Below are 22,862 nucleotides of genomic sequence, written 5' to 3' on the forward strand. Positions count from 1 at the left end.
CCGCTCCCTATTGCCCGACAATGCCAAATTCGATCCGGCGGTTCTGCGCGCGGCCAGCCGCCTTCGAGTTCGAAGCGATCGGCCGGCTGCCGCCATAACCGACCGGATTGAGCCGCTCGCGCCGAACGCCGTCCGCCACCAGATGGTTGACGACGGCATTGGCCCGCTCGACGCTGAGCGCCTGGTTCTTGCGCGTGCCGCCGGCGGAATCGGTGTGCGCGCCGATCTCGACCGTCGCGACCGGGCAGCGCTGCACGACGGCGGCGATCCGGTCGAGCAGCCCAAAGCTGCTGGACAGGATGCGCGCGGTTGCGCCATCGAACTGTACCTTCTCGCGGTCGCTCTCCGCCCGCAACGCCGCCTGGCACTCCGGCCCGGACAGCGGGTCGCCGCCGACCGCCACCATCAGCGACGGCGCGAGATCGAAGCCTTCCGGCAGCGTGGCCTTGACGGTCGCCTCGATATCGCCGCGCGCGCCCTCGGACACGGCGATGCCGGATAGCGAGAGCTTGTTGTCGACGAGATCGAAGCGGCCGCCCTGCAGCCGGCTGATCGCCTGCAAACCGGCATCGACGACCTCGACGAAGCCATCCGGCGCGCCGCCGGCCAGCAGCAGGCGCAGTTCGATCCGGTCTGGCCCGAATTTCGGGCGTGCCGAGGCGATGATCTTCTGCACCACCTCGTCGGTCGGCACATAGCCGCTGAGCAGCAATGCCTCCGGCGCGCGGGCGGCCGCGAAGACGAAGGGCGAGACCGCGCCCGGCGAAACCGCCGACCGGCGAAGCTCCATGCTCGCCGGCAGCGTCTTCTTCAGCGCTTCGGTCAGGCTCGAATAGGCCGTCGTGGAGACCGCCTCGCCGACAATGTCGTATTGCCGGCCGGTCAGGGAAACGGAGCCCTTGCTCAGTGACGCAAGCTGTTCCAGCGCATATTTGAGGGCGCCGATCCAGTCCATCTTCGGGTCGCCATCGGCCACGCGCACATGATCGGTGACAGCCAGGTCCGGGAACAGACGCGCCGCCGCGCCGAGGATCTCGTCATGCGCCTCCACGGACGGCACGTAGCCCGTCAGGACGATGCTGTCGCCGGTCCGGTCGGCGCGCCAGACATAGGGATCCACCCGCGCCGGCAGCAGGTCGATCGAGCCGATGCCGACCCCGATCGCACGCCGGCTGCGGCGCGCCTCGATTTCGGCCAGCGCCATTTCATAATCGGCGACGGTCTTGGCCTTGCCCTCGACCGAGAGCAGCGATCCGTCGATCGATAGCGTGCCGGAGCTGAAACGTGCCAGCTGATAGGCCGCGAAGACGGCGGCGAAGGAGAAGCCCTCCGGCCCGCCCGAGGCAAGCTGGGTCGCGTCGACCATGGGAACGCCAGGCAGCGCTACGGCGAGCGCATCCGCGATCGCGCGCCGCACCGCCACCGAAGGCACATAACCGGTCTGCTCGATCGACTTGCCGTCATAGGTGACGGTCCAGGTGAAGGCCTTGCTCAGAGGCGGCAGGACGCGGACGTTTCGCAACTGGCCGCCGCCCGGAACGGTCGACGAGATCGCGCGCGCCGCCGAGGCGAAGCGCGATTCGTCGATGGCCGTCCCGTCGATGGTCAGGCTGGAGCCCGTCAGCGCGACATGACCCTTCGCCAGTTCCGCGAGGCGCTTCAGCGCAAAGTCGGTCAGGACCAAGAAGCCCACGGGCTGGCCGCGCGAGAGCACCAGATTGTCCTCAATCTTGAGATCGGGCATTTCGCGGCTCGCGGCGGCCAGAACCGCCAGCTTTGCCTCCTCGGAAGGGACAAAACCCAGGATCCGGACCTGATCGCCGTCGCGCGATGCCGACCAGGTGTAGGAGGGCTGGAGCGGGATGACGCCGCTTCCGTCGATGACGCGGCCGACGCCCCAAACGCGCTCGGCGGATTCGACCGCGAGGCGCTGCGCCAGCAAGGTCGGCGACGTCCCCATCACGGTGACGGTACGGCCGCTGATCTTGGCCGACGCCCAGGGCTGGCCGTCGAGCGCGAGTTGATTGTCGACGCGGGTGCCGATATCGGATTGAACCTCTCCCGCCTGGCTGATCAGGGCCCAGACGGTGAGGATGGTGACCAGCACGAGGCCGGGAAGGAGGGAAAGGCGTAGGGCGCTCATGGCACCCCCGCGGCCGGAAACCGGCGCCCGTTTCCAAGGCGCAACCCAGACAACCAGCCCGACCAGGCCCGTTGAACCGAGCTGCTCTTCATGTCTTCTCCCTCCCCGCCGTCCAGATGGCCCGTCCTGGGGACGAACCGGTCGACAGACGATTGCAGGAGGCAATCCTGACCGCATTCGCGGTCATCTCGCAAGCAATCCGGCGTCTTCATCCCCGGCAAGCTTGCCGGGGCGATCAGGGAGATAGCGTGTGTTGCGCGAATGTCAGCGCGGAGGCCCGCTACTGGACCGTTTGCGGATTTTTGCCGATCCAATCGTCGGCCATCGCAAGGGCCGTACGGCGCTCCGTCTCGGTCGCCACCGAGAAGGCCTGTTCCTGCAGCTTCAGGATCCAGGGATCGCTGGGACCGGAGCGATCCCGCGCGATGGTCAGGAACATCAACCCGACGACCGGCTGGCGCTTCACGCCATCGCCTTCGAACAGCATGTGACCGAGCAGCGCCTGGGCGCCGACATTGCCCTTGTCGGCCGCCAGCTTGGCCCAGCGAGCGGCCTGGCGCGGATCGCGCTCGCCGCCCTCGCCCTCGTAATACATCCGCGCCAGATTGAGCTGCGCGTCCGAGTCGCCAAAATAGGATGCCGCATAGGAGAACATCTGGCGGGCGCGGCTGAAATCGGGCTGCACGGTGCTGTTGGGGATGCCGTCGCGATAATAGGAGCCGAGCGCGACAAAGGCATTGGAAACGAAGCGCGCGGAAGGCGCATCCGGGTTGTCGTCGGCATGGGCGTCGGCGATCTCGCTGAACAGCTCGAACGCCTTCATGTCGTCCTTGGTGAGGCCATCGCCCTCGGCATACATGCGACCCAGCTTCCACTGGGCGACCGCATGGCCCTTGTCGGCTGCGAAGGTCAGCGCTTCGACCGCGGTGGTCTTGTCGCCCTGCTTGTAGGCGTTGAAACCGAAGCGGAACGCCTCGACCGGAGTCGCATTGCGGTCCAGGGTCCGAGCATCCAGCGCCCATGCCTGTCCCGACCACGCGCCAAGACCGGCAAGCACACTGATCCCGAAGAGGGCGACGCCGCCGAACGCGTTACAAATTCGCATTGCACGCCACACCATTCCTGACGCTCGCGCCCGCCGCCGACCCAATGGCCGCCAGGGTCGCCGGAGCGAAGTTCCCGATTTGTGCCGCGAAGACGCGGCGAGTTGGATTTTCCCGAATATGGGACTGGTTTCGGGCGATTCCGAGGCCGTTGCAGCTGCGTTCTACTGTTCGCGCCATCACAGCTACGTGTACCCCTGAAGACCAATGAGAATTTGTACCGACAATACGCAAGGTTTGTCCTATCCGCCCCCGGATGAGGAGGACGGTCGTTCCACTTTATGGCTGAAAGGCGGCAATTGGGGCGGCCAGCACCTACACGCGGCGAGTTGCGAATGCACTGTTGCTCGCCCGCAACATGGAATCGTGACCCGGCCACCGGACTCGCTAAACGGGTGTCGGGATGCTCGCCGCGCCGACGCTGGGGCACAAAGGGCGCTGAATCGAACAAACAAGGAACACACTCGCGTCCTACCGCCGGGCGTGGCAAAATTCCGTCTTGATTCGCCGCCTCGACCAAGCCATTGCAACGGCCACACAGTTACGGATGACCATGGCAGAGACCGACGACCTTTTCGGATCCGGTGCGACCGCACGCGTGATCAAGCCCGAAACCGCCCTGCGCGAGGCACCCGCCGCCCCGCGGCGGTCGGCATCGCCGACGCCGAGCGCGGAGGCGAGCTATTCGGCCGCCGACATCGAAGTCCTCGAAGGGTTGGAGCCGGTGCGGCGCCGGCCCGGCATGTATATTGGCGGCACCGACGAAAAGGCCCTGCACCATCTCTTCGCCGAGGTGATCGACAACTCGATGGACGAGGCCGTCGCCGGCCATGCGACCTTCATCGATGTCGAGCTCTCCGCCGATGGTAGCGTCACCGTCACCGACAATGGCCGCGGCATTCCGGTCGACCCGCATCCGAAGTTCAAGGACAAGTCCGCGCTCGAAGTCATCATGACGACGCTGCATTCGGGCGGAAAGTTCGATTCGAAGGTCTACGAGACCTCCGGCGGTCTGCATGGCGTCGGCATCTCCGTCGTGAACGCGCTCTCGGAAATCCTCGAGGTCGAGGTCGCGCGCGGCAAGCGCCTGTATCGCCAGACCTTCTCGCGCGGCCACGCGACCTCGAAGCTCGAGGCGGTCGGCGAGGTTCACAACCGTCGCGGCACCAAGACCCGCTTCAAGCCGGACGAACAGATCTTCGGCGTCGGCGCGCATTTCCGTCCCGAGCGCCTGTTCGCCATGACGCGGTCCAAGGCCTACCTTTTCGGCGGCGTCGAGATCCGCTGGACCTGCGCGCCGGAGCTGATCAAGCCCGACGCCGCGACGCCCACGACCGCCGTGTTCCATTTCCCGGCGGGCCTCAAGGACTTCCTCGCCGCCGAGCTCGGCAACGAGAAGATGGTCACCAGCCAGATTTTCGCCGGCCGCACCGACAAGGCCAGCGGCCATGGCGCGGCGGAATGGGCGATCGCCTGGTATCCGGGCGATGGCTTCGTCCGCTCCTACTGCAACACCATTCCGACGGCCGAGGGCGGCACGCATGAACAGGGCCTGCGCATGGCCCTGCTCCGCGGCCTCAAATCCTATGCCGAACTTTCCGGCAACAAGCGCGCCTCCGCCATCACCGCCGAGGACGTGATGACGTCCTGCGCGGCGATGCTGTCGGTCTTCGTGCGCGAGCCGGAATTCGTCGGCCAGACCAAGGACAAGCTTTCGACCGCCGAGGCGACCCGCATCGTCGAGAAGGCGATCGGCGACCCGTTCGACCATTGGCTGACCGCAGCCCCGCAGGAAGCCTCGCGCCTGCTCGACTGGGTGATCGAGCGCGCGGAGGAGCGCCTGCGCCGCCGCCAGGAAAAGGAAGTCAATCGCAAGTCGGCAGTGCGCAAGCTCCGCCTGCCGGGCAAGCTGGCCGATTGCAGCCAGACGGCCGCCCAGGGCAGCGAGATCTTCATCGTCGAGGGCGACTCGGCAGGCGGCTCCGCCAAGCAGGCGCGCAACCGCGCCAGCCAGGCGGTCCTGCCGCTGCGCGGCAAGATCCTCAACGTCGCCAATGCCGGTCGCGAGAAGCTGGCGCAGAACCAGCAGCTCACCGACCTGATGCAGGCGCTGGGCGTCGGCGCACGCAACCATTATCGCGACGACGACCTTCGCTACGACAAGGTCATCATCATGACCGACGCCGATGTCGACGGCGCCCATATCGCCTCGCTGTTGATCACCTTCTTCTATCGCGAGATGCCGGAGATGATCGACAAGGGCCATCTCTACCTCGCCGTGCCGCCGCTCTACCGCATCAGCCAGGGCGGCAAGACGCTCTATGCGCGCGACGACAAGCACAAGGAAGAGCTGCTCGGCACCGAGTTCAAGGGCAAGGGCAAAGTCGAAATCGGCCGGTTCAAGGGCCTTGGCGAAATGCTGCCGGGCCAGCTCAAGGAGACGACCATGGAGCCCTCGAAGCGCACCCTGCTTCGGGTCGGCATCACGGACGGCGACATTTCCGTTACCCAGGATGTCGTCGAGCAATTGATGGGCAACCGGCCGGAAGAACGCTTCCGCTTCATCCAGGAGCGGGCCGTGTTCGTGAAGGAACTCGATATCTGAGCGGACGACCGCCCAGAATTCCAGTCGGCCCATGGAAGCGGTCGACGCCACGCGGCTTCGCCCCTAGCGGCGCCGCGCTCCACGGAGGTTCACCGATGATCGTTCGCACGCTTCTCGCCGCCTGCATCCTTACCGCGGCCGCCGCCGCCCCTCTCCGCGCCGATCCGGTCACGGACGGCATCGCCGCCCTGCCGCCCTCGATCCAGGACGTCCGCACCGTCGGCGCCTGGGATAAGGACGGCCACAAGGGCACCTATCGCATCGTCATCGACCGCAGCGGCGCGGGACCGACGGCGCGCCTCTTCGTGCAGTGGCTCGAGCGCGGCGCCGATGGCGCGATGACGGTGTCCCGCAATGTCGACATCAAGGAGATGGTCGACCTCAAGCGCAACATCGGCGATTTCGTCGTCGAGACGGATGCGGACGGTCTCAGTGTTTTCCTGGAGCTGGTCGATCCGGCTGCCGGCGACGCCAAGGAGAGCTATGAACTCTTCATCGGCGACGATGAGAACTATCGTTTCGGACCGGCCAGCAACTAAAATCCGGCCGCCAGAAGCGGCAGGATTCAGCCACTCTTCGCGAAACAATTGACAAGACCACGCAAAATCTCGTATTTGCGTGCATCTTTCATCGATGGCGATGCGCCTGTTTGCCGTCCCATCGGGCTTTGGGCCCCTTTTCAAAACATGACCTTCTCTACGCTCGGACTGAGCCCGAAAGTGTTGGCTGCCGTTGAGGCAAGCGGATACACCACGCCGACGCCGATCCAGGCAGAGGCCATCCCGCATGTGCTCGCACGGCGTGACGTCCTGGGAATCGCCCAGACCGGCACCGGCAAGACAGCATCTTTCACGCTTCCGATGATCACGCTGCTGGAGCAGGGCCGCGCTCGTGCGCGCATGCCCCGCACGCTGATCCTCGAACCGACCCGCGAACTGGCAGCGCAGGTTGAGGAAAACTTCAACAACTACGGCCAGAACCATAAGCTGAACGTCGCCCTTCTGATCGGCGGCGTCTCGTTCAACGACCAGGAAAAGAAGCTCGATCGCGGCGTCGACGTTCTGATCGCCACGCCGGGCCGCCTGCTCGACCATTGCGAGCGCGGCAAGCTTCTGATGACCGGCGTCGAGATCCTCGTCATCGACGAGGCCGATCGCATGCTCGACATGGGCTTCATTCCCGATATCGAGCGCATCGCCAAGCTGATCCCCTTCACGCGCCAGACGCTGTTCTTCTCGGCAACCATGCCGTCGGAAATCCAGCGCCTCGCCGACACGTTCCTGTCCAACCCGATCCGTATCGAGGTCGCCAAGCCGGCGACCACGGCGAAGACGGTGAAGCAGCTCTTCGTGCATACCGGCCGCGAGGCCTTCGACAAGCGCGAGACGCTGCGCGAGCTGATCCGCAACGCGGTCGATTTGAAGAACGCGATCATCTTCTGCAATCGCAAGCGCGACGTCGCCGTCCTCGCCCGCTCGCTGGAGAAGCATGGCTTCTCGGTCGGCGCGCTGCATGGCGACATGGATCAGCGCGCCCGCATGGCGACGCTGGACGCATTCAAGAACAACCGCCTGACGCTGCTGGTTGCCAGCGACGTCGCGGCGCGCGGCCTCGACATCCCCGATGTCAGCCACGTGTTCAATTTCGACATCCCGACCCATGCGGACGACTATGTCCACCGCATCGGCCGTACCGGCCGCGCCGGACGTTCGGGCACCGCCATCACCCTCGTCGCTCCGTCGGACCAGAAATATCTGTCCGCGATCGACAAGCTGACCGGCGATGGCGTCGAGTGGATCGGCGAGCCGGTTGCGACCGACGAAGCGGCGGCACCCGCCGCTGGCCGCGGCCGTGGCCGCAGCAAGAGCGACGAGCCGCGCAGCGGCGAGCGCGAGCGCAAGCCGCGCGCATCGCGTTCGAGCGTCGCCCGCCAGGTCGAGAAATCGGCTGAAGAAGCGACGGAGGCCCAGCCGGTCGCCGCCGAGGCCGCAGCCCCCGAGGCCGCGCCGCAGAAGGCAGAGCCGGAGGCACCGCGCCGCCAGCAGCAGCCGGCACCGCGCCAGCTCGACGCAGCGCCCCGCCAGCCTGAGGCACCGCGCCAGCAGGAAGCAGTTCGCCAGCAGCCGGAATCGCCGCGCCGCGACCGCGATCAGCGGGATCAGCGCGACCGTCCCCGTCATGATCGCCGCGACCGGAACGAGCCGGACGACAAGGTGATCGGTCTGGGCGATCACGTGCCGCAGTTCCTGCTGCGCCCGGTCCGCCTGCCGACCTCGTCCTCTTCCTGATCCATTCGGATGCCGCCAGGCGGCATCCTTCCATGCCGCCGGGCTACGGCGGCATGGTGGTGACGATCGGCGCATGGCGCCCGTCACCCGGCCGACGAACAGCCTGCCGCCCGCGCCCGCCGCGCGGCTTTTTTGTATCCAGATATTTCGAAGTTGGTTCCGAGGTGCCGGCTTACGGCACGGCGCTTAATGGCGCAGCCTGTGGCGCGCCCGCGATCGTTTGGTCGGTGGCAGGCCTATACCGGGCCGGTGCGAGACCATCTCCCGGCCGGCTGCATAACTACCGCCGACAGGCCACGATCAGACGCCCCCCTCGCCCGCCTATGGCGAAGGGGTGGCGTGAGGTCTCTGCGAAGCTCAGCTGCCTTAGAGGCGCGGGACCGCCCAGGCGACCATCTCGACCAGCACCTGGTCCAGCGCTGCGTTGAGGCCGGTCACGGCGGCCGGCGCCGTATCTTCGGCGACAGGCACCGAGGCCTTGAACAGCTTGGCCTCGACGACCTTGCCGGTGCGATCGTTCATGATCTGCGTGAAGATCTCGATCTCGGCGAAGCGGCCCGACGGCGTCACGTCAAAGGCGAAGGTGCGGATGTTGGTCAGCAGCTGGTAGTCGATCGACAGCCCCTCGCCCGGTCGGCCGATGGCGCGGACGCCCTTCGACTTCTCGAACGCCTGGATCACCCGGCTCTGCACCAGTCGCGGCAGCGTGTCGGGATACTGAGCATTCGGATAATAGGCGACGAGCGGGCCGCGCGTGACCACGATACGCTGGCTCGCCAGCGTCTGCAGCGCGAAGGGCTCCGGCACCAGAACCTGCGCCGAGGTCCGCCGCTTGACGGAGGGCGCCGATTCGACGCCGGCCAGGTCATAGGTGGCCGGCGGCGGCGCGGTCAGCAGCTTGCTGACGCAGCCCGAGAGCAGCGTGGCGGCGAGGAGCATCGAAACGGTCCCCGCAGGCAGGGATAGACGCACAGAACGCATGGCTTGTCGTACCCCAGTCATTTGCGATTGTAGTCCTGTACGCCCGGGTTGCCGAAAATCAGTCGCTGCGGATTGCTCTGGATTGAGTTGAGCGTCGAGTCAAAGCGGGTCGTCGTGCGGCGGAGCTGATCGACCAGACCGTCGACATTGCGAAGGCCCTGTCCGGAGAAGCTCGCGAGGTTGTCGGCGATCTGGCCCGCCTTGCCGGAGAAGGCTTCCGCGACCTTGCGGATCGCGGCGGCGGCGGCCGTGGCCTCGGCGAAGAAGTTCTTGCCGTTCGGGTCGGTGACGAGATCCTGGACCTTGCCGAGGATGCCGTCGATCCGGGTCGAGGCGGCGTTCAGCTTCTGGACCATGTCGCGCGTATTGTCGACGATCACGTCGATGTCGGGCTGCTTGGTCTTGATGTTGGCGACGAAGGACTTGGCGTCCGCGACCGTCTGGCCGGCATCCGCGACGATCTTGTTCACGTCGACCGTGGCGGTTTGGACGCGCCGTGCGACCGTGGCGATGTCGTTGATCGTGCTCTTGACCGCCTCGACCTGGATCGCGGCGATGATCTGCTGCGCCCCGTCCAGCGCCTTTTCAAGCTGCTCGGAGATCTGCTTCACGTTGGCGACGATCTCAGGGATGTTGTCCGCTGAGGCGGAGAGCCTTGCGGTCACCTTGTCGATGTTGCCGAGCGTATCAGCGACCTTGGTCGGGTCGATCGCCGAGATGATCTTGTCGGCCTTGCCGACGACGCCGCTCAGGCTTTCGGACAGCGAGCCGATCCGCTTGGACAGGTCGCCAAAATTGCTCATGAATTCCTTGACGCCTTCCGAGTTCGCGGCGAGCGCATCGGTAAAGGTCTGGATGTTCTTGACCGAGCTGGTCAGCGCCGGCTCCGACGTATCGATGAAGCCGTTCACCCGGTCGACGGCCGTATTGACCTTAGCGACCAGTTCCTGGGCGCTGGCAATCAGGTCCTGCAGGCCCGAACCCTGGGCGTTCAGCGTCGGTATCCCCTGCTGGTCCAGCAGGTTAGGAAGCGTGCCCGTGCCGCCCTTGAGCTCGATATAGGCGATACCCGTCAAGCCCTGGATGCCCAACGAAGCCTTGGTGTCGGCCTTGATCGGCTGGTTCGGGTCGACGGAGACCATCGCCTCGACCTGGTTCGGATCTTCCGGATTGATCCGGAGCGTGTTCACTTCGCCGACCTTGATGCCGTTGAAGAGAACCTGGCTGCCGGGAGCCAGGCCAGCGACGGATCCGGGAATGAGGATGCGCAACGGCTTGCGGATGCCGCTCTCGTCATAACGCGCAAGCCAGTAGATGAAGACGAAACAAGCAACGATCACGCCCAGCGTGAACAGTCCGATCGTTGCATAGTTGGCGCGCGTTTCCATTAAGCTTCGTTCTCCACGCGACGTGCACGCACGCCGCGGAAATATTTCTGTACCCAGGGATCATCGAAATCCAGCATATCCTGCATGGTTCCCTCGATCAGCACATGACGTTCGCCCAATACCGCGATTCTGTCGCAGACGGTGTGCAGGCTGTCGAGGTCATGGGTTACCATGAACACCGTCAGCCCCAAAGTATCGCGCAGGGTGGCGATCAGTTCATCGAACTCGGCCGCGCCGATCGGATCGAGGCCCGAGGTCGGTTCGTCGAGGAACACGATGGCCGGATCCATCGCCAGCGCCCGCGCCAGGCTGGCGCGCTTGATCATGCCGCCGGAAAGCTCGGCCGGCAGGCGGTCCGCCGCCTCCGGCGCGAGGCCGACCAGGTCGATCTTCACGCGGGCCAGTTCGTCCATCAGGCGCTGCGAAAGATGAAGGTGCTCGCGCATCGGGAATTCGACGTTCTGCAGCACGGTCAGCGACGAGAACAGCGCCCCCTGCTGGAACAGCACGCCGAGACGCCGGTCGATCGAGGCGCGGGTTTCGGGATCGGCATCGTCATAGGGCGTGCCGAGGATCTCGACCGAGCCCGCGCGCTTCGATTGCAGCCCGAGGATCGTGCGCAGCAGAACCGACTTGCCGGTGCCGGATGCGCCGACGACTCCCAGGATTTCGCCGCGATAGACGTCGATGTCGAGATTTTCCAGGATCAGCCGGTCGCCGAAGCCGACGGTTATGCCCCGCCCCCGGATGACGACTTCCTTCTCCCTGCCATGGCCGGTCAACGCTTCAGCCATGATCAGTAATTCACCGCAGCGAAATAGAGCGCGAAGAGACCGTCGACGACGATCACCATGAAGATCGCCTTCACGACAGAAGCGGTCGTGTGCTGGCCGAGAGAGGCCGCGCTGCCGCGCACGCTCAGTCCCTCTGAGGCCGCGATGATGCCGATGATCAGCGCCATGAACGGCGCCTTGATCAGACCGACGAACAGGGTGTTGAGCGCCACGGCGTCCCGCACCCGGTCGATGAAGGCGCCGGGCGTGATGCCGATATAGACCCAGCTGACCAGGCCGCCGCCGACAAGCGCCGCAATATCGGCCAGGAAGACGAGCATCGGCAGAGCGAGGATCAGCGCGAAGATGCGCGGCATGATCAGCACTTCGACGGGATCGACGCCGATGACACTGAGCGCGTCGATCTCTTCGCGCATCTTCATCGAGCCGATTTCGGCCGTGATGGCGCTGCCGGAACGGCCGGCGATCATGATCGCCGTCAGCAGAACGCCGATTTCGCGGAGCACCAGGATGGCGACGAGGTCAACGGAGAAGATCTCCGCGCCGAACGCCCGCAGCTGGAAGGCGCTCTGCTGCGCGATGATCGCGCCGATCAGAAGCGACATCAGCGTGATGATGGGAACGGCGCGCAGCCCGGTGCGATCGATATGGAAGACGATCGACGTGATGCGGAACCGCGCGGGATGGCGCACAGCCTTGACGAAGCCGCGGGTGACGCCGCCGAGAATGTTGAGGCCGGCGAGGAAGTCCTGCCAGGAAAGATACATGGTCCGTCCGACGGCCTCGACCATTTCATGCGCGACGCCGATCTGCGGCGGCGATGGCGGGAGCTCGCGCTCCGTCGGACTGAGCGCGTCCAGCAGCCGCTGGGCGTTCTCGGAAGCGCCCTCCATGGAGACGGCGCTCTCCTTGGCGCTCAGGCCGCGCTGAAGGCGCGTGAGCAGCCAGGCACCGGCCGTGTCGATATGGTCGATGCCGGAGAGATCGATGACCGTCGCGCCGGAAACATCGGTGATCGCTTTGTCGATGGATTCCTCGAGGCCGCCAACGGTGCGCACGGTCCACGAGCCCACCGCCCGTAACCGAGCCTGCCCATCGGCATCCGAGAAATCCAGTTGCGCCGCTGTTGCCGTTGCCACGACCGCTCCGCGTTCGAAGCCTGCATTCGGGATGGAGATCGCAGGCGGCCTTGTGGCGCCGCCGGGCGCCTCCTAAGCTCCCGTCACTGGATGGTGATCGCACGAGCAAGGAAGCCGGGGCAAGCCCTTGGCCGGAAAGGATGTCAGGATGGAGATCGCAACACCCTACCTGTTGTTTTTGGGTGACGTTCCTGACGCTCTGGCGGCCAAAACAGCCCTTGGCATCGTCGATTGGCGGCCGGAATGGTGCAAGGGGCAATTGCGACTCGCCGGCTGCCGGGCCGACGCTGAGATTCCCGACATGACGATCGCGGAAGCGCGCGCCGCCGGGGTTCGCACGATGATCGTCGGCGCGGTCAATGCCGGCGGTGTCCTGCCCGATCATTGGGTCGCCTCGATCGTCGAGGCGCTTGATGCCGGCCTGGACGTTGCAACCGGCCTGCACTCCCGACTCCGCGACGTCGAGGCGATCCGCGCCGCCGCGGAGCGGTCGGGCCGCCAGTTGCATGATGTGCGCCATACGACGCAGACCTTCGCCACCGGCAAGGGCACGAAGCGGAGCGGCCTGCGCCTGCTGACCGTCGGCACCGACTGCTCGGTCGGCAAGAAATACACGGCGCTCGCGCTCGAACGCGGCATGCGCGCGGCCGGCATGGATGCCGACTTCCGCGCGACGGGCCAGACCGGCGTGTTCATCTCCGGCCGCGGCGTCGCGATCGATGCCGTCGTCGCCGATTTCATCTCCGGCGCAGTCGAATGGCTCTCGCCGGAGGCGGATGCCGATCATTGGGACCTGATCGAGGGGCAGGGCTCGCTGTTCCACCCATCCTTCGCGGGCGTGACGCTCGGCCTGCTGCATGGGGCGCAGCCGGACGCCTTCGTCGTCTGCCACGAGCCGACGCGCACCGCCATGCGCGGCGTGGCGCATCCCCTGCCCTCGATCCAGGAGGTCATCGACCTCACGGTCGCCTGCGGCCGGCTGACCAACCCGGCGATCCGTTGCGTCGGCATCGCCATCAACACCCAGGCGCTCGACGACGAAACGGCGCGCGCCACGCTCGACGCGGCAGCGACGCAGCATGGCATTCCCGCCGTCGACCCGATCCGCACCGGCGTCCAGCCCATCGTCGACCGGATCCAGCAGGACTTTCCGCGCCCATGACGTTCTCCTTTTTCGTCGAGGTCGAAAGCTGGCCGATCGCCGGCAGCTTCGTCATCTCCCGCGGCGCGCGCACCGAAGCGCATGTTGTGGTCGTCACGCTTTCCGACGGCAGCGCGACTGGACGCGGCGAATGCGTGCCCTATGCCCGCTACGGCGAGACGGTCGAGGGCGTGGTGGCAACCCTGCGAGAAGCCCTGGCGACCTACGCCGCCCAGCCGGACCGCGAAACGTTGCGCGGGGCCATACCGCCGGGCGCGGCCCGCAATGCGATCGATTGCGCGCTCTGGGATTTGGAAGCCAAGCAGAGCGGCGTGCCCGTGGCGGAACGGTTGGGGCTTTCCACGCCGAGGGCGCTCGTGACCGCCTATACGCTGAGCCTCGGTACGCCCGAAAGCATGGAGCAGGCGGCGCGGGTCGCCGCCCACCGCCCTCTCCTCAAGGTGAAGCTCGGCGGCGATGGCGACCGCGAGCGGATCGCCGCGGTGCGGCGCGGCGCGCCCACGAGCCGGATCATCGTCGACGCCAACGAAGCGTGGTCGCGCGACAATTTCGACGCCAACATGCGCGCCTGCGTCGAGGCCGGCGTCGAACTGATCGAACAGCCGCTGCCGGCCGGCCAGGACGATTGGCTCGAACATGCCGACCGGCCCGTCGCTGTCTGCGCCGATGAGAGCCTGCATGTCGCCGACGATCTCGGCCATCTGGCCGGGCGCTATGACGCGATCAACATCAAGCTCGACAAGACGGGCGGCCTGACAGAGGCACTGCTGCTCCGCGCCGCCGCCGAGGCGCATGGCTTCGCGCTGATGGTTGGCTGCATGGTCGGCACGTCGCTCGCCATGGCGCCGGCGGTGCTTCTGGCCCAGGACGCAGCCTTCGTCGATCTCGACGGACCGCTGCTTCTGGCCCGCGACCGGTCGCCAGGTCTCGTCTACGAGGGAAGCCTGGTCAGCCCGCCGTCCCCGGCGTTGTGGGGCTGACCCGCCGCGCCTTGGGCAGCATCAGCACGATCACGGCGATGACGCCACCAATCGTCATCACCGGGAACGCAGCCGCGCCGAGATGGCCGTAGAGCGGCCCTGCCAGCAGGGTTGCCAGCGCCAGCGCCAGGCCCGAGGTCGTCTGCCAGATCCCCTGCGCCGAGGCCGTCATCTCTTCCGGCACGTCGCGGGCGATCGCCAGCTGCATGCCGGCATAGACGGCCGCGAAGGTCAGGGCGTGCAGCATCTGCAGCGCCAGCGAGAACCAGATCCCGGTCGCCAGCGGAAACAGCGACCACCGGACGATCGCCGCGATGGCGCCGAGCAGGATCAGCCGCTCGGGCGCGATCTTGCGCAGCGCCCTGCCCGAAAGGGCGAACATGCCGATTTCGGCGACGACGCCCGAGGACCACAGCACGCCGATCTCGGCGCCGCTGAAGCCGAGCTTCTCCCACTGGATAGTGCCGAAGCTATAGAAGACGGCATGCGTCGCCGTGATCACAGCGGACGAGGCGATCACGACGAGGAAGCTTCGGCTGGTCAGGATCGAGCGCGCCGAAACCGCCTCCGGCTTGGCCGCGTCATCGGCGGCGCGGATGTCGGGCGGCGTGACCGGTAGGAGGAAGGCGGACAGCGCAGCGACGACATAGCCGCCGATCAGCATGGGGGAGAGCACGCCGGGGCCAAAATGCCCGAACACCACGCCACCGGCGAGGCTCACCACGATGAAGCTGATCGAGCCCCAGACGCGCATCTTGCCATAGTCGAGCCCGAAGCGGCGCACGCCCGTCAGCGCCAGCGCGTCGATCGCCGGCATGGTCAGGCCGACGGTCGCCGTCGCGATGCCGGTCAGGATGAGGATCGGCCAGTAGCCGCCGACCATCGTGGCCGGGATGAAGAAGAGCAGCCCGAGCAGCGCGAAGATGATGACCGCGAAGCGGCGGTTCGGCGCACGGTCGGCGAAGGCGCTGCCGAGCGGCATGAACAGCAGGCGCGCCGCCAGCGGCAGCGCCAGGCACACGCCGATCTGTTCCGGCGTCAGCCCGCGCAGATGCAGCCAGACCGGAAAGAACGGCGTCATCAGGCCGCCGATGAAGAAATAGCCGGCATAGAAAAGCGAGATGCGAGGGCCAAAATAGAGCGGCGCAGCGACCATGAGTGCCTGTGGACCTGAAAGCCCGCGAGGGTTCGCGGCAAGATTGGAAAGAGCGCGAGGAATGCGCCCGTTGAGTCGGGACGCCCGGTATGCCGGGCGCCTGCCGGTATCACGCGGCGAGCGCGCGCTCCAGAACATCCAGATCGATATTGCCGCCGGAAAGCAGGATCGCCACGGTCTTGCCGCGCGCATCGATCCGGCCGGAGAGCAGACCGGCCAGGGCGGCGGCGCCGCCGGGTTCGACCACCAGCTTCAGCGTGCGAAAGGCGAAGGCCACGGCAGCTAGCGCCTCGGCATCGGAAACGGACACGGCATGCGCGCCGGTCGCCCGGTTGATCGCGAAGCCGATCGCGCCGGGCTGCGGCGCCATCAGTGCATCGCAGATCGAGCCATTAGTGCGCGCATTGCGCTGGACGGAGCCCGAGGCGAGCGAACGCGCATAGTCGTCGAAGCCCTCGGGCTCGGCGAGATAGACCTGCGTGCTCGGGCTCTCGGCCGCGATGGCGAGGCTGATGCCAGCCGACATGCCGCCGCCACCGCAGGGGACCATGACGATATCGGCCTGTTCGCCACGCCGGGCCAGGTCCTCGGCGATCTCCAGGCCGATCGTGCCCTGCCCCGCAATGACGCGGCCGTCATTATAGGGATGGATCAACTCGGCGCCGGTATCGGCGACGATCGAGGCCGTCAGCGCATCGCGATCGTCGGTGGCGCGATTGTAGTCGACGATCGACGCGCCGCGCCGGCGTGTGCCGTCGCGCTTCGAGGACGGCGCATCGTGCGGCATGACGATGGTCGCCGGCACGCCGAACAGCCGGGCCGCCTCGGCGATGCCCTGCGCGTGGTTGCCGGAGGACGAAGCCACGACGCCATGCGCCCGCTCCGTCTCGCTCAGCGAGGCAACGGCGTTGTAGGCGCCGCGAAACTTGAACGAGCCGGTGCGCTGCAGGTTCTCGCATTTAAGATAGACGCGACCGCCGGTGATCTCGTCGAGCGCGGTGCTCGCGAGCAGCGGCGTGCGGACGGCTTCGGCAGCGATGCGCTTCGCTGCCATGCGGATATCGTCGATGGTGGGTGTCATGACTCTGCCAACGGCCACGGGGGGACAGGCAGAGGTTACACGAAAGCGCTTGCGGCGCAGCTTTTTTGCGCGGCGATCACATTATCCAGAAACTGCCGCGTCGCCGCCTGCCAGGAATGGCGCAGCGCCACCGTTCGGCAATGCGCGCGCGGGATATCGAGCGCCGCCAGGGCCGCCTTGCGCAGGTCCTCGTCCAGCACCCCTGCCCCCGTGCCGCCGACGACATCGCGCGGCCCGGCCACCGGGAATGCCGCCACCGGCAGGCCCGAGGCCATCGCCTCGAGCATGACGACACCAAACGTGTCGGTGCGGCTCGGGAAGACGAAGCAATCCGACGCCGCATAGACATTGGCGAGAGCCTCGCCGACCTTGGCGCCCAGAAACGAGACCTTGGGATGGGCGCGCTTCAGCGTCTCGAGCGCGGGCCCGTCGCCGACCACCACCTTGCTGCCCGGCAGGTCGAGATCGAGAAAGGCGCCGATGTTCTTCTCGACTGCGACGCGCCCGACATAAAGGAAGATCGGCCGCGGCAGATCCAGGATCTCGCTTCGCCGCGCCGGATCGAACAGGTCGGCATCGACGCCGCGCGACCATCGCATCAGATGGGTGAATCCGCGCCCAGCCAGTTCATCCTGCAGCGAGGCGGTCGCGACCATGCAGCCGGCGCCGGAATTGTGGAAGGCGCGCAGGGCAGCATAGGTCCAGTCGACCGGCACCGGCAGCCGCGCGGCGAGATATTCGGGAAAGCGGGTGTGGTAGCTGGTCGTGAAGATGCGGCCGCGCTTGCGGCACCAGCGGCGCACGGCGTAGCCGATCGGACCTTCGGTGGCGATGTGGACATGGTCGGGCGCTGCCTCGTCGAGCCGCCGCCCGATCGCTCCCGGCGCGGCGATGGTCAGCCGGATCTCGGGATAGGTCGGGCACGGAACCGTGCGATAGCCTTCGGGCGTCAGCATCGTCGCTTCGGCGCCGAACTCCGGCAGATGTCGCGACAACCGCTCCAGCGTGCGCACGACCCCGTTGATCTGCGGATGCCAGGCGTCGCTCGCGATCAGGATCCGGCTCATGCGGCGACCTTGTCGATCTCCGGCTCATCGTCGAATTCGACTGCGTACTGGCTGGCAACTTCGCCCCAGCGGATCATTTCGATCCGCCCGTCATGATGCTCGACGATCGCCGTGCAGCTTTCCACCCAGTCGCCGGTGTTGATGTAGCGGATGCCGAGGTCTTCGCGGATGGTCGCGTGATGGATGTGGCCGCAGACGACGCCATCGGCGCCGACCCGCTTCGCCTCGGTCAGCAGCGCCTGCTCGAAGGCGCCGATGAAGGAGACGGCGTTCTTGACCTTGAGCTTGGCCCAGGCCGACAGCGACCAGTATTCGAAGCCGAGCTTGCGGCGCACCTTGCCGACGACGGTATTGAGCGCCAGCGCGAAGTTGTAGGCATGGTCGCCGAGGAAGGCGAGCCACTTGGCATGGCGCACGACCACGTCAAACTGGTCGCCATGCATGACGAGCAGCCGCTTGCCGTCCGCCGTCTCGTGAATGATGCGGTCGGCCAGTTCGACGCCGCCCATCTGCAGGCCGAGATAATCGCGCAGGAATTCGTCGTGATTGCCGGGGATATAGACGAGCCGCGCGCCCTTGCGGCCCTTGCGCAGTAGTTTCTGCACGACGTCGTTATGCGCCTGCGGCCAATACCAGCTCTTCTTCAGGCGCCAGCCGTCGATGATATCGCCGACCAGATAGATCGTCTCGGCGTCGTGCCACTTCAGGAAGTCGAGCAGAAGTTCAGCCTGACTTCCGCGCGTGCCGAGATGAATATCCGACAGGAACAGCGTGCGGAGATGACGGGGAGCGACACCGCTCGACATGATCTTGATTCGTCCTCATCCAAGAGACCGGTGTCGATTGCTTAGCCGACACACGCCACAGATTTGTGACAGTCTTTCAGAAGAGGGTCGGCAGCGTCGAAAGGACGAGAAGGAGGGCCATCAGCGCGTTGAAGATGGCGATGCGGCGATCGCTGTCGAGGAAGCGAGAGATCGCCGTGCCGAACAGGCACCAGGCCGCCGCCGAGGGCAGCGACATCAGCGCGGAAGCGCCCACCAGCAGCAGGACGCCCGACAGCATCGGGCTTCCGGCCGGCACGAACAGCGCCATGGCACTGACGGCCATGATCCAGGCCTTGGGATTGACCCACTGGAACAACGCGGCGGAGAGGAAGCTCATCGGCTTGCCCTGCTTCGTGCCGTCGGAATCATGCCGCCCGGCCCGCGCCAGTTTCCAGGCAAGATAAAGCAGATAGGCGAAGGAGACGTATTTCAGGATTTCGTGCAGCAAGGGGTAGGTCTCGAACACGCCGCCGAGTCCCATGCCGACGGCGAACACCATCAGCGGGAAGCCGACCGTGATGCCGAGAATATGCGGCACGGTCGGCACGACGCCCCAATTCGCGCCGGAGATCATCAGCATCGTGTTGTTCGGCCCCGGGGTGAAAGCCATCACCGCCGTGAAGCCGAGAACGGCCAGCACATGTTCCATGAGGTCCTCCCGAGACCGGCTTCATCCATGCCATGGCCGTTGCGATAGGTCAATAATACTGACATTTCGTCTCCAGGCGAAGGTCGGCGCGCAGTTGTTCCCTGTGGGCCAAGCTGCATTGCTCCAGTCGTCAGACATCTGCTCTTGCAAGCCAGCGCCCCCTCGACCAATATCCGCCCGCCAACACGGAGAACTATCAATGAAACTCGTACGTTTCGGGGCCGCTGGCTCGGAGAAGCCGGGCCTTGTCGCCAAGGACGGCACCATTCGCGATCTTTCGGGCGTCGTTTCCGACATCACCCCCGAGACGCTCAAGAACGGCGCGATCGACACGATCGCCAAGGTTGACCCGGCTTCCCTGCCGGTCGTGCCCGCCGGCACGCGCCTTGGCCCGGTCGTCAACGGCACGCGCAACTTCATCGCCGTCGGCCTGAACTATGTCGACCACGCGCATGAAACCAACATGCCGATCCCGGCCGAGCCGATCCTGTTCAACAAGGCCCCGAACTGCATCGTCGGCCCGAACGACAACGTCACGATCCCCAAGGGTTCGGAAAAGACCGACTGGGAAGTCGAGCTGGCGATCGTCATCGGCAAGACCGCAAGCTACGTTTCGGAAGCGGACGCGATCAACTACGTCGCCGGCTATGCGGTCTGCAACGACGTTTCCGAGCGCGCCTACCAGACAGAGCGCGGCGGCCAGTGGATGAAGGGCAAGGGTTCGCCGACCTTCGGTCCGCTCGGCCCCTGGCTCGTCACCCCCGACGAGATCGCCGACATCCAGAATCTCGACATGTATCTCGACCTGAACGGCGAGCGCGTCCAGACCGGCAACACCAAGACGATGATCTTCGGCGTTGCCCATGTGGTCAGCTACATCAGCCAGTTCCTGCAGCTCGATCCGGGCGACGTCATCACCACCGGCACCCCTCCGGGCGTCGGCATGGGCATGAAGCCGCCGCGCTTCCTGAAGCCCGGCGACAAGGTCCGCCTCGGCATCCAGGGCCTGGGCGACCAGGAGCAGGAATTCGTCGCCTACAAGGGCTGATTGCCCGACGACAAAGCCTGACGAATTGAAGAACGGCCGACGCCCCGCGTCGGCCGTTTTTGTTTGCATGGAGCCTCGATGCGCCCCCAGCATTGACGCAGCCGGCTCGGGCAGGCACCCTGCCCCTTGCTCGGCGCACCCCCTGGTTGCGCAAAGTCCAGCCAAGCTCGCTGGCCGAGCCTCAATCGCGCGGTTGCGGCCGGCCTTTCCAGGCAGCCCGCCGCCCCTTCCGGTATCGGCCGGCCCCGCCTTGGCGCGCGGGCTATGTCCCTCGGGCACCGATGCCTCCATCCGGCGCACAGCCGCCCCGGCAGAAGACAGCCGCCCGGGGCCAGGCGCCGTTCACGCCTCCAGAGGAGTAACGGTGAACAGCATCGATCCAATTTTCGCGCAACACCTTTGGCTCAGTCCGCTGCTGGCCCTGTTCGCGCTCATCCTGGCCGCTCTCTTCGCCAACTTTGTCGTCAAGGCGCTGCTGCTGCGCCTCTTCAATCACTTCATCGGCCTGACGGCCTATGGCCGCGACGAGCAGATCCGTCGCCATGGCGCGATCGAGCGCTTCGCCAACATCATGCCGGCCTTCGTCGTCTCCACCGGCATCGGGCTCATTCCCGATCTGCCGCCCGGTGTCGTCACGATCGTCCAGAACGTCGCCAATGCCTTCATCATCCTGTCGCTGGCGCTATCCGTCAGCGCGACGCTGAATATCGTCGACACGCTCTATCACCGCCGCCCCTCCGCCCGGCTGAAGCCGATCAAGGGCTACATCCAGGTCGTGAAGATCGCCGTCTATGTGATCGCAACGCTGCTCATCATCGCCACCCTGATCGACAAGTCGCCGATCATCCTCCTGTCCGGTCTTGGCGCCATGGCCGCCGTCCTCATCCTGGTGTTCCAGGACACGCTTCTCTCTCTGGTGGCCGGCATCCAGATATCCTCGACGGACATGGTCCGCGTCGGCGACTGGATCGAAATGCCGGACCAGAACGCCGATGGCGACGTGATCGAAATCGCGCTTCACACCGTCAAGGTGCAGAACTGGGACAAGACGATCACGACGCTGCCGATCCGCACACCGGTCACCGACCCGTTCAAGAACTGGCGGGGCATGCAGGAATCAGGCGGCCGCCGCATCAAGCGCTCGCTGCACCTGGACCAGACCAGCATCCGGTTCGTGGATCCGTCCGAATATGGCAAGCTCGCCCAGTTCGGCATGCTGGAGACCTATCTCCAGAACAAGCAGGCGGAACTGGAAGCCTGGAACAGCAAGCTCGGCGAACGCGCCAATTTCGCCGCGAACCGCCGGCGATCGACCAATGTCGGCATCTTCCGGGCCTATGTGGAGACTTATCTGCGCCATCATCCCGGCATTCGCCAGGATATGACGATCCTCGTGCGCCAGATGGTGCCGGCCGCCGACGGATTACCGATCGAGATCTACGCCTTCGCCAACACCATTGCCTGGGCGGAATACGAAGGCATCCAGTCGGACATCTTCGATCACCTCTATGCCATCCTGCCGGAATTCGACCTGCGCATCTTCCAGAACCCGAGCGGCCACGATCTCAAGACCCTGGCCCCGAGTCTGCGCCGGACGGCGCGGGCGTCCATTGCCGAGCCGGCGTGATCCGGATCGCTCACCACCATTTGTGGAAATGATGCACCGGTCCGTGGCCGCGGCCGATCTGCAGGCGGTCGGCGGCTGAGATCGCCTCGGTGATATAGCGCTTGGCCTCGTCGACCGCCGGATCCAGCGCCAGCCCGCGCGCGAGGCCGGCGGCGATCGCCGAGGAGAGCGTGCAGCCGGTGCCGTGCGTGTTCAGCGTGTCGATGCGCGGGGCGTGGAACCATCGCTTGCCCTGGGCCGAAACCAGCAGGTCGGCACTCTCCGGGCCGGTGCCATGGCCGCCCTTGATCAGCACGGCGTGCGCGCCGAGGCGCAGGATCGCCTCCGCCTGGCGCTCCATGCCGGCCTCGTCCTCCGCCACATCGGCCTGGAGCAGCCGCGCCGCCTCGCGCAGGTTCGGCGTGACGAGCGCCGCGCGCGGCAGCAGGTCCGAGATCAGCACGGCGACCGATTCCTCGCGCAACAGCATGTCGCCGCTGGTCGCCACCATCACCGGGTCGAGCACGACATTGCGCTGGGCGTAGCGGTCAAGCCCCTCGGCAACGGCGCGGATGACGCCCGGCTGCGACAGCATGCCGATCTTCACCGCATCGACGGCGAGATCCGAAAACACCGCGTCGATCTGCTGGGTGACGAATTCCGCCGGCACGTCGTGGATGCCGGTGACGCCCAACGTGTTCTGCGCCGTCAGCGCCGCAATCACCGAGGCGCCATAGACGCCAAGCGCCGAGAAGGTCTTGAGATCGGCCTGGATGCCGGCGCCGCCGCCCGAATCCGAGCCGGCTATGGTAACGGCGATGGCTGTCATATCGGCTTGTCCTTGT

Annotated in this window: 19 protein-coding genes; 7 read left to right on the plus strand and 12 right to left on the minus strand. The window is 66.1% G+C overall.

Annotated features, from left to right (window positions below; genetic code table 11):
- Positions 1-7: 7 nt before the first annotated feature.
- A complete protein-coding gene (locus ABIE08_RS05820; RefSeq protein WP_354549397.1) occupies positions 8-2,143 on the minus strand; it encodes an OmpA family protein in 2,136 nt (711 codons plus the stop codon).
- A 280-nt stretch (positions 2,144-2,423) separates the two neighbouring features.
- Positions 2,424-3,248 (minus strand): tetratricopeptide repeat protein, encoded by an 825-nt coding sequence (locus ABIE08_RS05825; protein WP_354549399.1) that lies wholly within the window; start codon positions 3,246-3,248, stop codon positions 2,424-2,426.
- A gap of 551 nt (positions 3,249-3,799) precedes the next feature.
- On the opposite strand from ABIE08_RS05825, the gene parE reads away from it, so the two are divergent.
- From parE to ABIE08_RS05840, 3 genes are all read left to right on the plus strand, one after another.
- On the plus strand, positions 3,800-5,851 hold the full coding sequence (gene parE / locus ABIE08_RS05830; protein ID WP_354549400.1) for a DNA topoisomerase IV subunit B: 2,052 nt from the start codon (positions 3,800-3,802) through the stop codon (positions 5,849-5,851).
- A gap of 95 nt (positions 5,852-5,946) precedes the next feature.
- On the plus strand, positions 5,947-6,390 hold the full coding sequence (locus ABIE08_RS05835; protein ID WP_354549401.1) for a hypothetical protein: 444 nt from the start codon (positions 5,947-5,949) through the stop codon (positions 6,388-6,390).
- A 147-nt stretch (positions 6,391-6,537) separates the two neighbouring features.
- Positions 6,538-8,139: a DEAD/DEAH box helicase gene (locus ABIE08_RS05840; protein WP_354549403.1), complete on the plus strand. Its 1,602-nt coding sequence runs from the start codon at positions 6,538-6,540 to the stop codon at positions 8,137-8,139.
- Positions 8,140-8,505: 366 nt separating this feature from the next.
- On the opposite strand, the gene ABIE08_RS05845 is transcribed toward ABIE08_RS05840, so the two are convergent.
- From ABIE08_RS05845 to ABIE08_RS05860, 4 genes are read right to left on the minus strand one after another with little or no spacing between them, the layout of a single operon-like run.
- Positions 8,506-9,078, minus strand: a complete 573-nt coding sequence (locus ABIE08_RS05845; RefSeq protein ID WP_354549404.1) for an ABC-type transport auxiliary lipoprotein family protein — start codon at positions 9,076-9,078, stop codon at positions 8,506-8,508.
- A 59-nt stretch (positions 9,079-9,137) separates the two neighbouring features.
- On the minus strand, positions 9,138-10,508 hold the full coding sequence (locus tag ABIE08_RS05850) for an MlaD family protein (RefSeq protein ID WP_354549405.1): 1,371 nt from the start codon (positions 10,506-10,508) through the stop codon (positions 9,138-9,140).
- Positions 10,508-11,302 (minus strand): ABC transporter ATP-binding protein, encoded by a 795-nt coding sequence (locus ABIE08_RS05855; protein ID WP_354549406.1) that lies wholly within the window; start codon positions 11,300-11,302, stop codon positions 10,508-10,510. The genes ABIE08_RS05850 and ABIE08_RS05855 overlap by 1 nt, the downstream gene beginning before the upstream one ends.
- 2 nt (positions 11,303-11,304) lie before the next feature.
- The gene (locus ABIE08_RS05860) at positions 11,305-12,441 is read right to left on the minus strand and encodes an ABC transporter permease (protein WP_354549408.1); all 1,137 of its coding nucleotides are present in this window, start codon (positions 12,439-12,441) and stop codon (positions 11,305-11,307) included.
- A gap of 148 nt (positions 12,442-12,589) precedes the next feature.
- On the opposite strand from ABIE08_RS05860, the gene dgcN reads away from it, so the two are divergent.
- Positions 12,590-13,603: an N-acetyltransferase DgcN gene (dgcN, locus tag ABIE08_RS05865; protein ID WP_354549409.1), complete on the plus strand. Its 1,014-nt coding sequence runs from the start codon at positions 12,590-12,592 to the stop codon at positions 13,601-13,603.
- Positions 13,600-14,583: an N-acetyl-D-Glu racemase DgcA gene (dgcA, locus tag ABIE08_RS05870; protein WP_354549411.1), complete on the plus strand. Its 984-nt coding sequence runs from the start codon at positions 13,600-13,602 to the stop codon at positions 14,581-14,583. The genes dgcN and dgcA overlap by 4 nt, the downstream gene beginning before the upstream one ends.
- On the opposite strand, the gene ABIE08_RS05875 is transcribed toward dgcA, so the two are convergent.
- From ABIE08_RS05875 to ABIE08_RS05895, 5 genes are all read right to left on the minus strand, one after another.
- Positions 14,552-15,739, minus strand: coding sequence for an MFS transporter (locus ABIE08_RS05875; protein WP_354549412.1), 1,188 nt, complete (start codon positions 15,737-15,739; stop codon positions 14,552-14,554). The genes dgcA and ABIE08_RS05875 overlap by 32 nt on opposite strands.
- Positions 15,740-15,848: 109 nt before the next feature.
- Entirely contained in the window at positions 15,849-16,820 is a 972-nt protein-coding gene (locus ABIE08_RS05880) for a threonine ammonia-lyase (protein ID WP_354549413.1), read from the minus strand.
- Positions 16,821-16,855: 35 nt separating this feature from the next.
- A complete protein-coding gene (locus ABIE08_RS05885; protein ID WP_354549415.1) occupies positions 16,856-17,887 on the minus strand; it encodes a glycosyltransferase family 4 protein in 1,032 nt (343 codons plus the stop codon).
- On the minus strand, positions 17,884-18,693 hold the full coding sequence (locus ABIE08_RS05890) for a UDP-2,3-diacylglucosamine diphosphatase (protein ID WP_354549416.1): 810 nt from the start codon (positions 18,691-18,693) through the stop codon (positions 17,884-17,886). Before ABIE08_RS05890 ends, ABIE08_RS05885 begins: the two co-directional genes overlap by 4 nt.
- Before the next feature lie 76 nt (positions 18,694-18,769).
- The gene (locus ABIE08_RS05895; RefSeq protein ID WP_354549417.1) at positions 18,770-19,363 is read right to left on the minus strand and encodes a LysE family translocator; all 594 of its coding nucleotides are present in this window, start codon (positions 19,361-19,363) and stop codon (positions 18,770-18,772) included.
- Between the two features lie 199 nt (positions 19,364-19,562).
- Between ABIE08_RS05895 and ABIE08_RS05900 the strand changes: the two genes are divergently transcribed.
- Together ABIE08_RS05900 and ABIE08_RS05905 are read left to right on the plus strand one after the other, a co-directional pair.
- Complete coding sequence (locus ABIE08_RS05900; protein WP_354549419.1) at positions 19,563-20,411, plus strand: fumarylacetoacetate hydrolase family protein; 849 nt, start codon at positions 19,563-19,565, stop codon at positions 20,409-20,411.
- 373 nt (positions 20,412-20,784) lie between these two features.
- A complete protein-coding gene (locus tag ABIE08_RS05905) occupies positions 20,785-22,038 on the plus strand; it encodes a mechanosensitive ion channel family protein (RefSeq protein WP_354551597.1) in 1,254 nt (417 codons plus the stop codon).
- A 10-nt stretch (positions 22,039-22,048) separates the two neighbouring features.
- Here the strand turns inward: ABIE08_RS05905 and thiD are convergent, their stop codons facing one another.
- Positions 22,049-22,846, minus strand: coding sequence for a bifunctional hydroxymethylpyrimidine kinase/phosphomethylpyrimidine kinase (thiD, locus tag ABIE08_RS05910; RefSeq protein WP_354549420.1), 798 nt, complete (start codon positions 22,844-22,846; stop codon positions 22,049-22,051).
- Between the last annotated feature and the right edge of the window lie 16 nt (positions 22,847-22,862).

Origin of the sequence: Kaistia defluvii (genome assembly GCF_040548815.1) — a bacterium.
Lineage (GTDB): Bacteria > Pseudomonadota > Alphaproteobacteria > Rhizobiales > Kaistiaceae > Kaistia > Kaistia defluvii_A.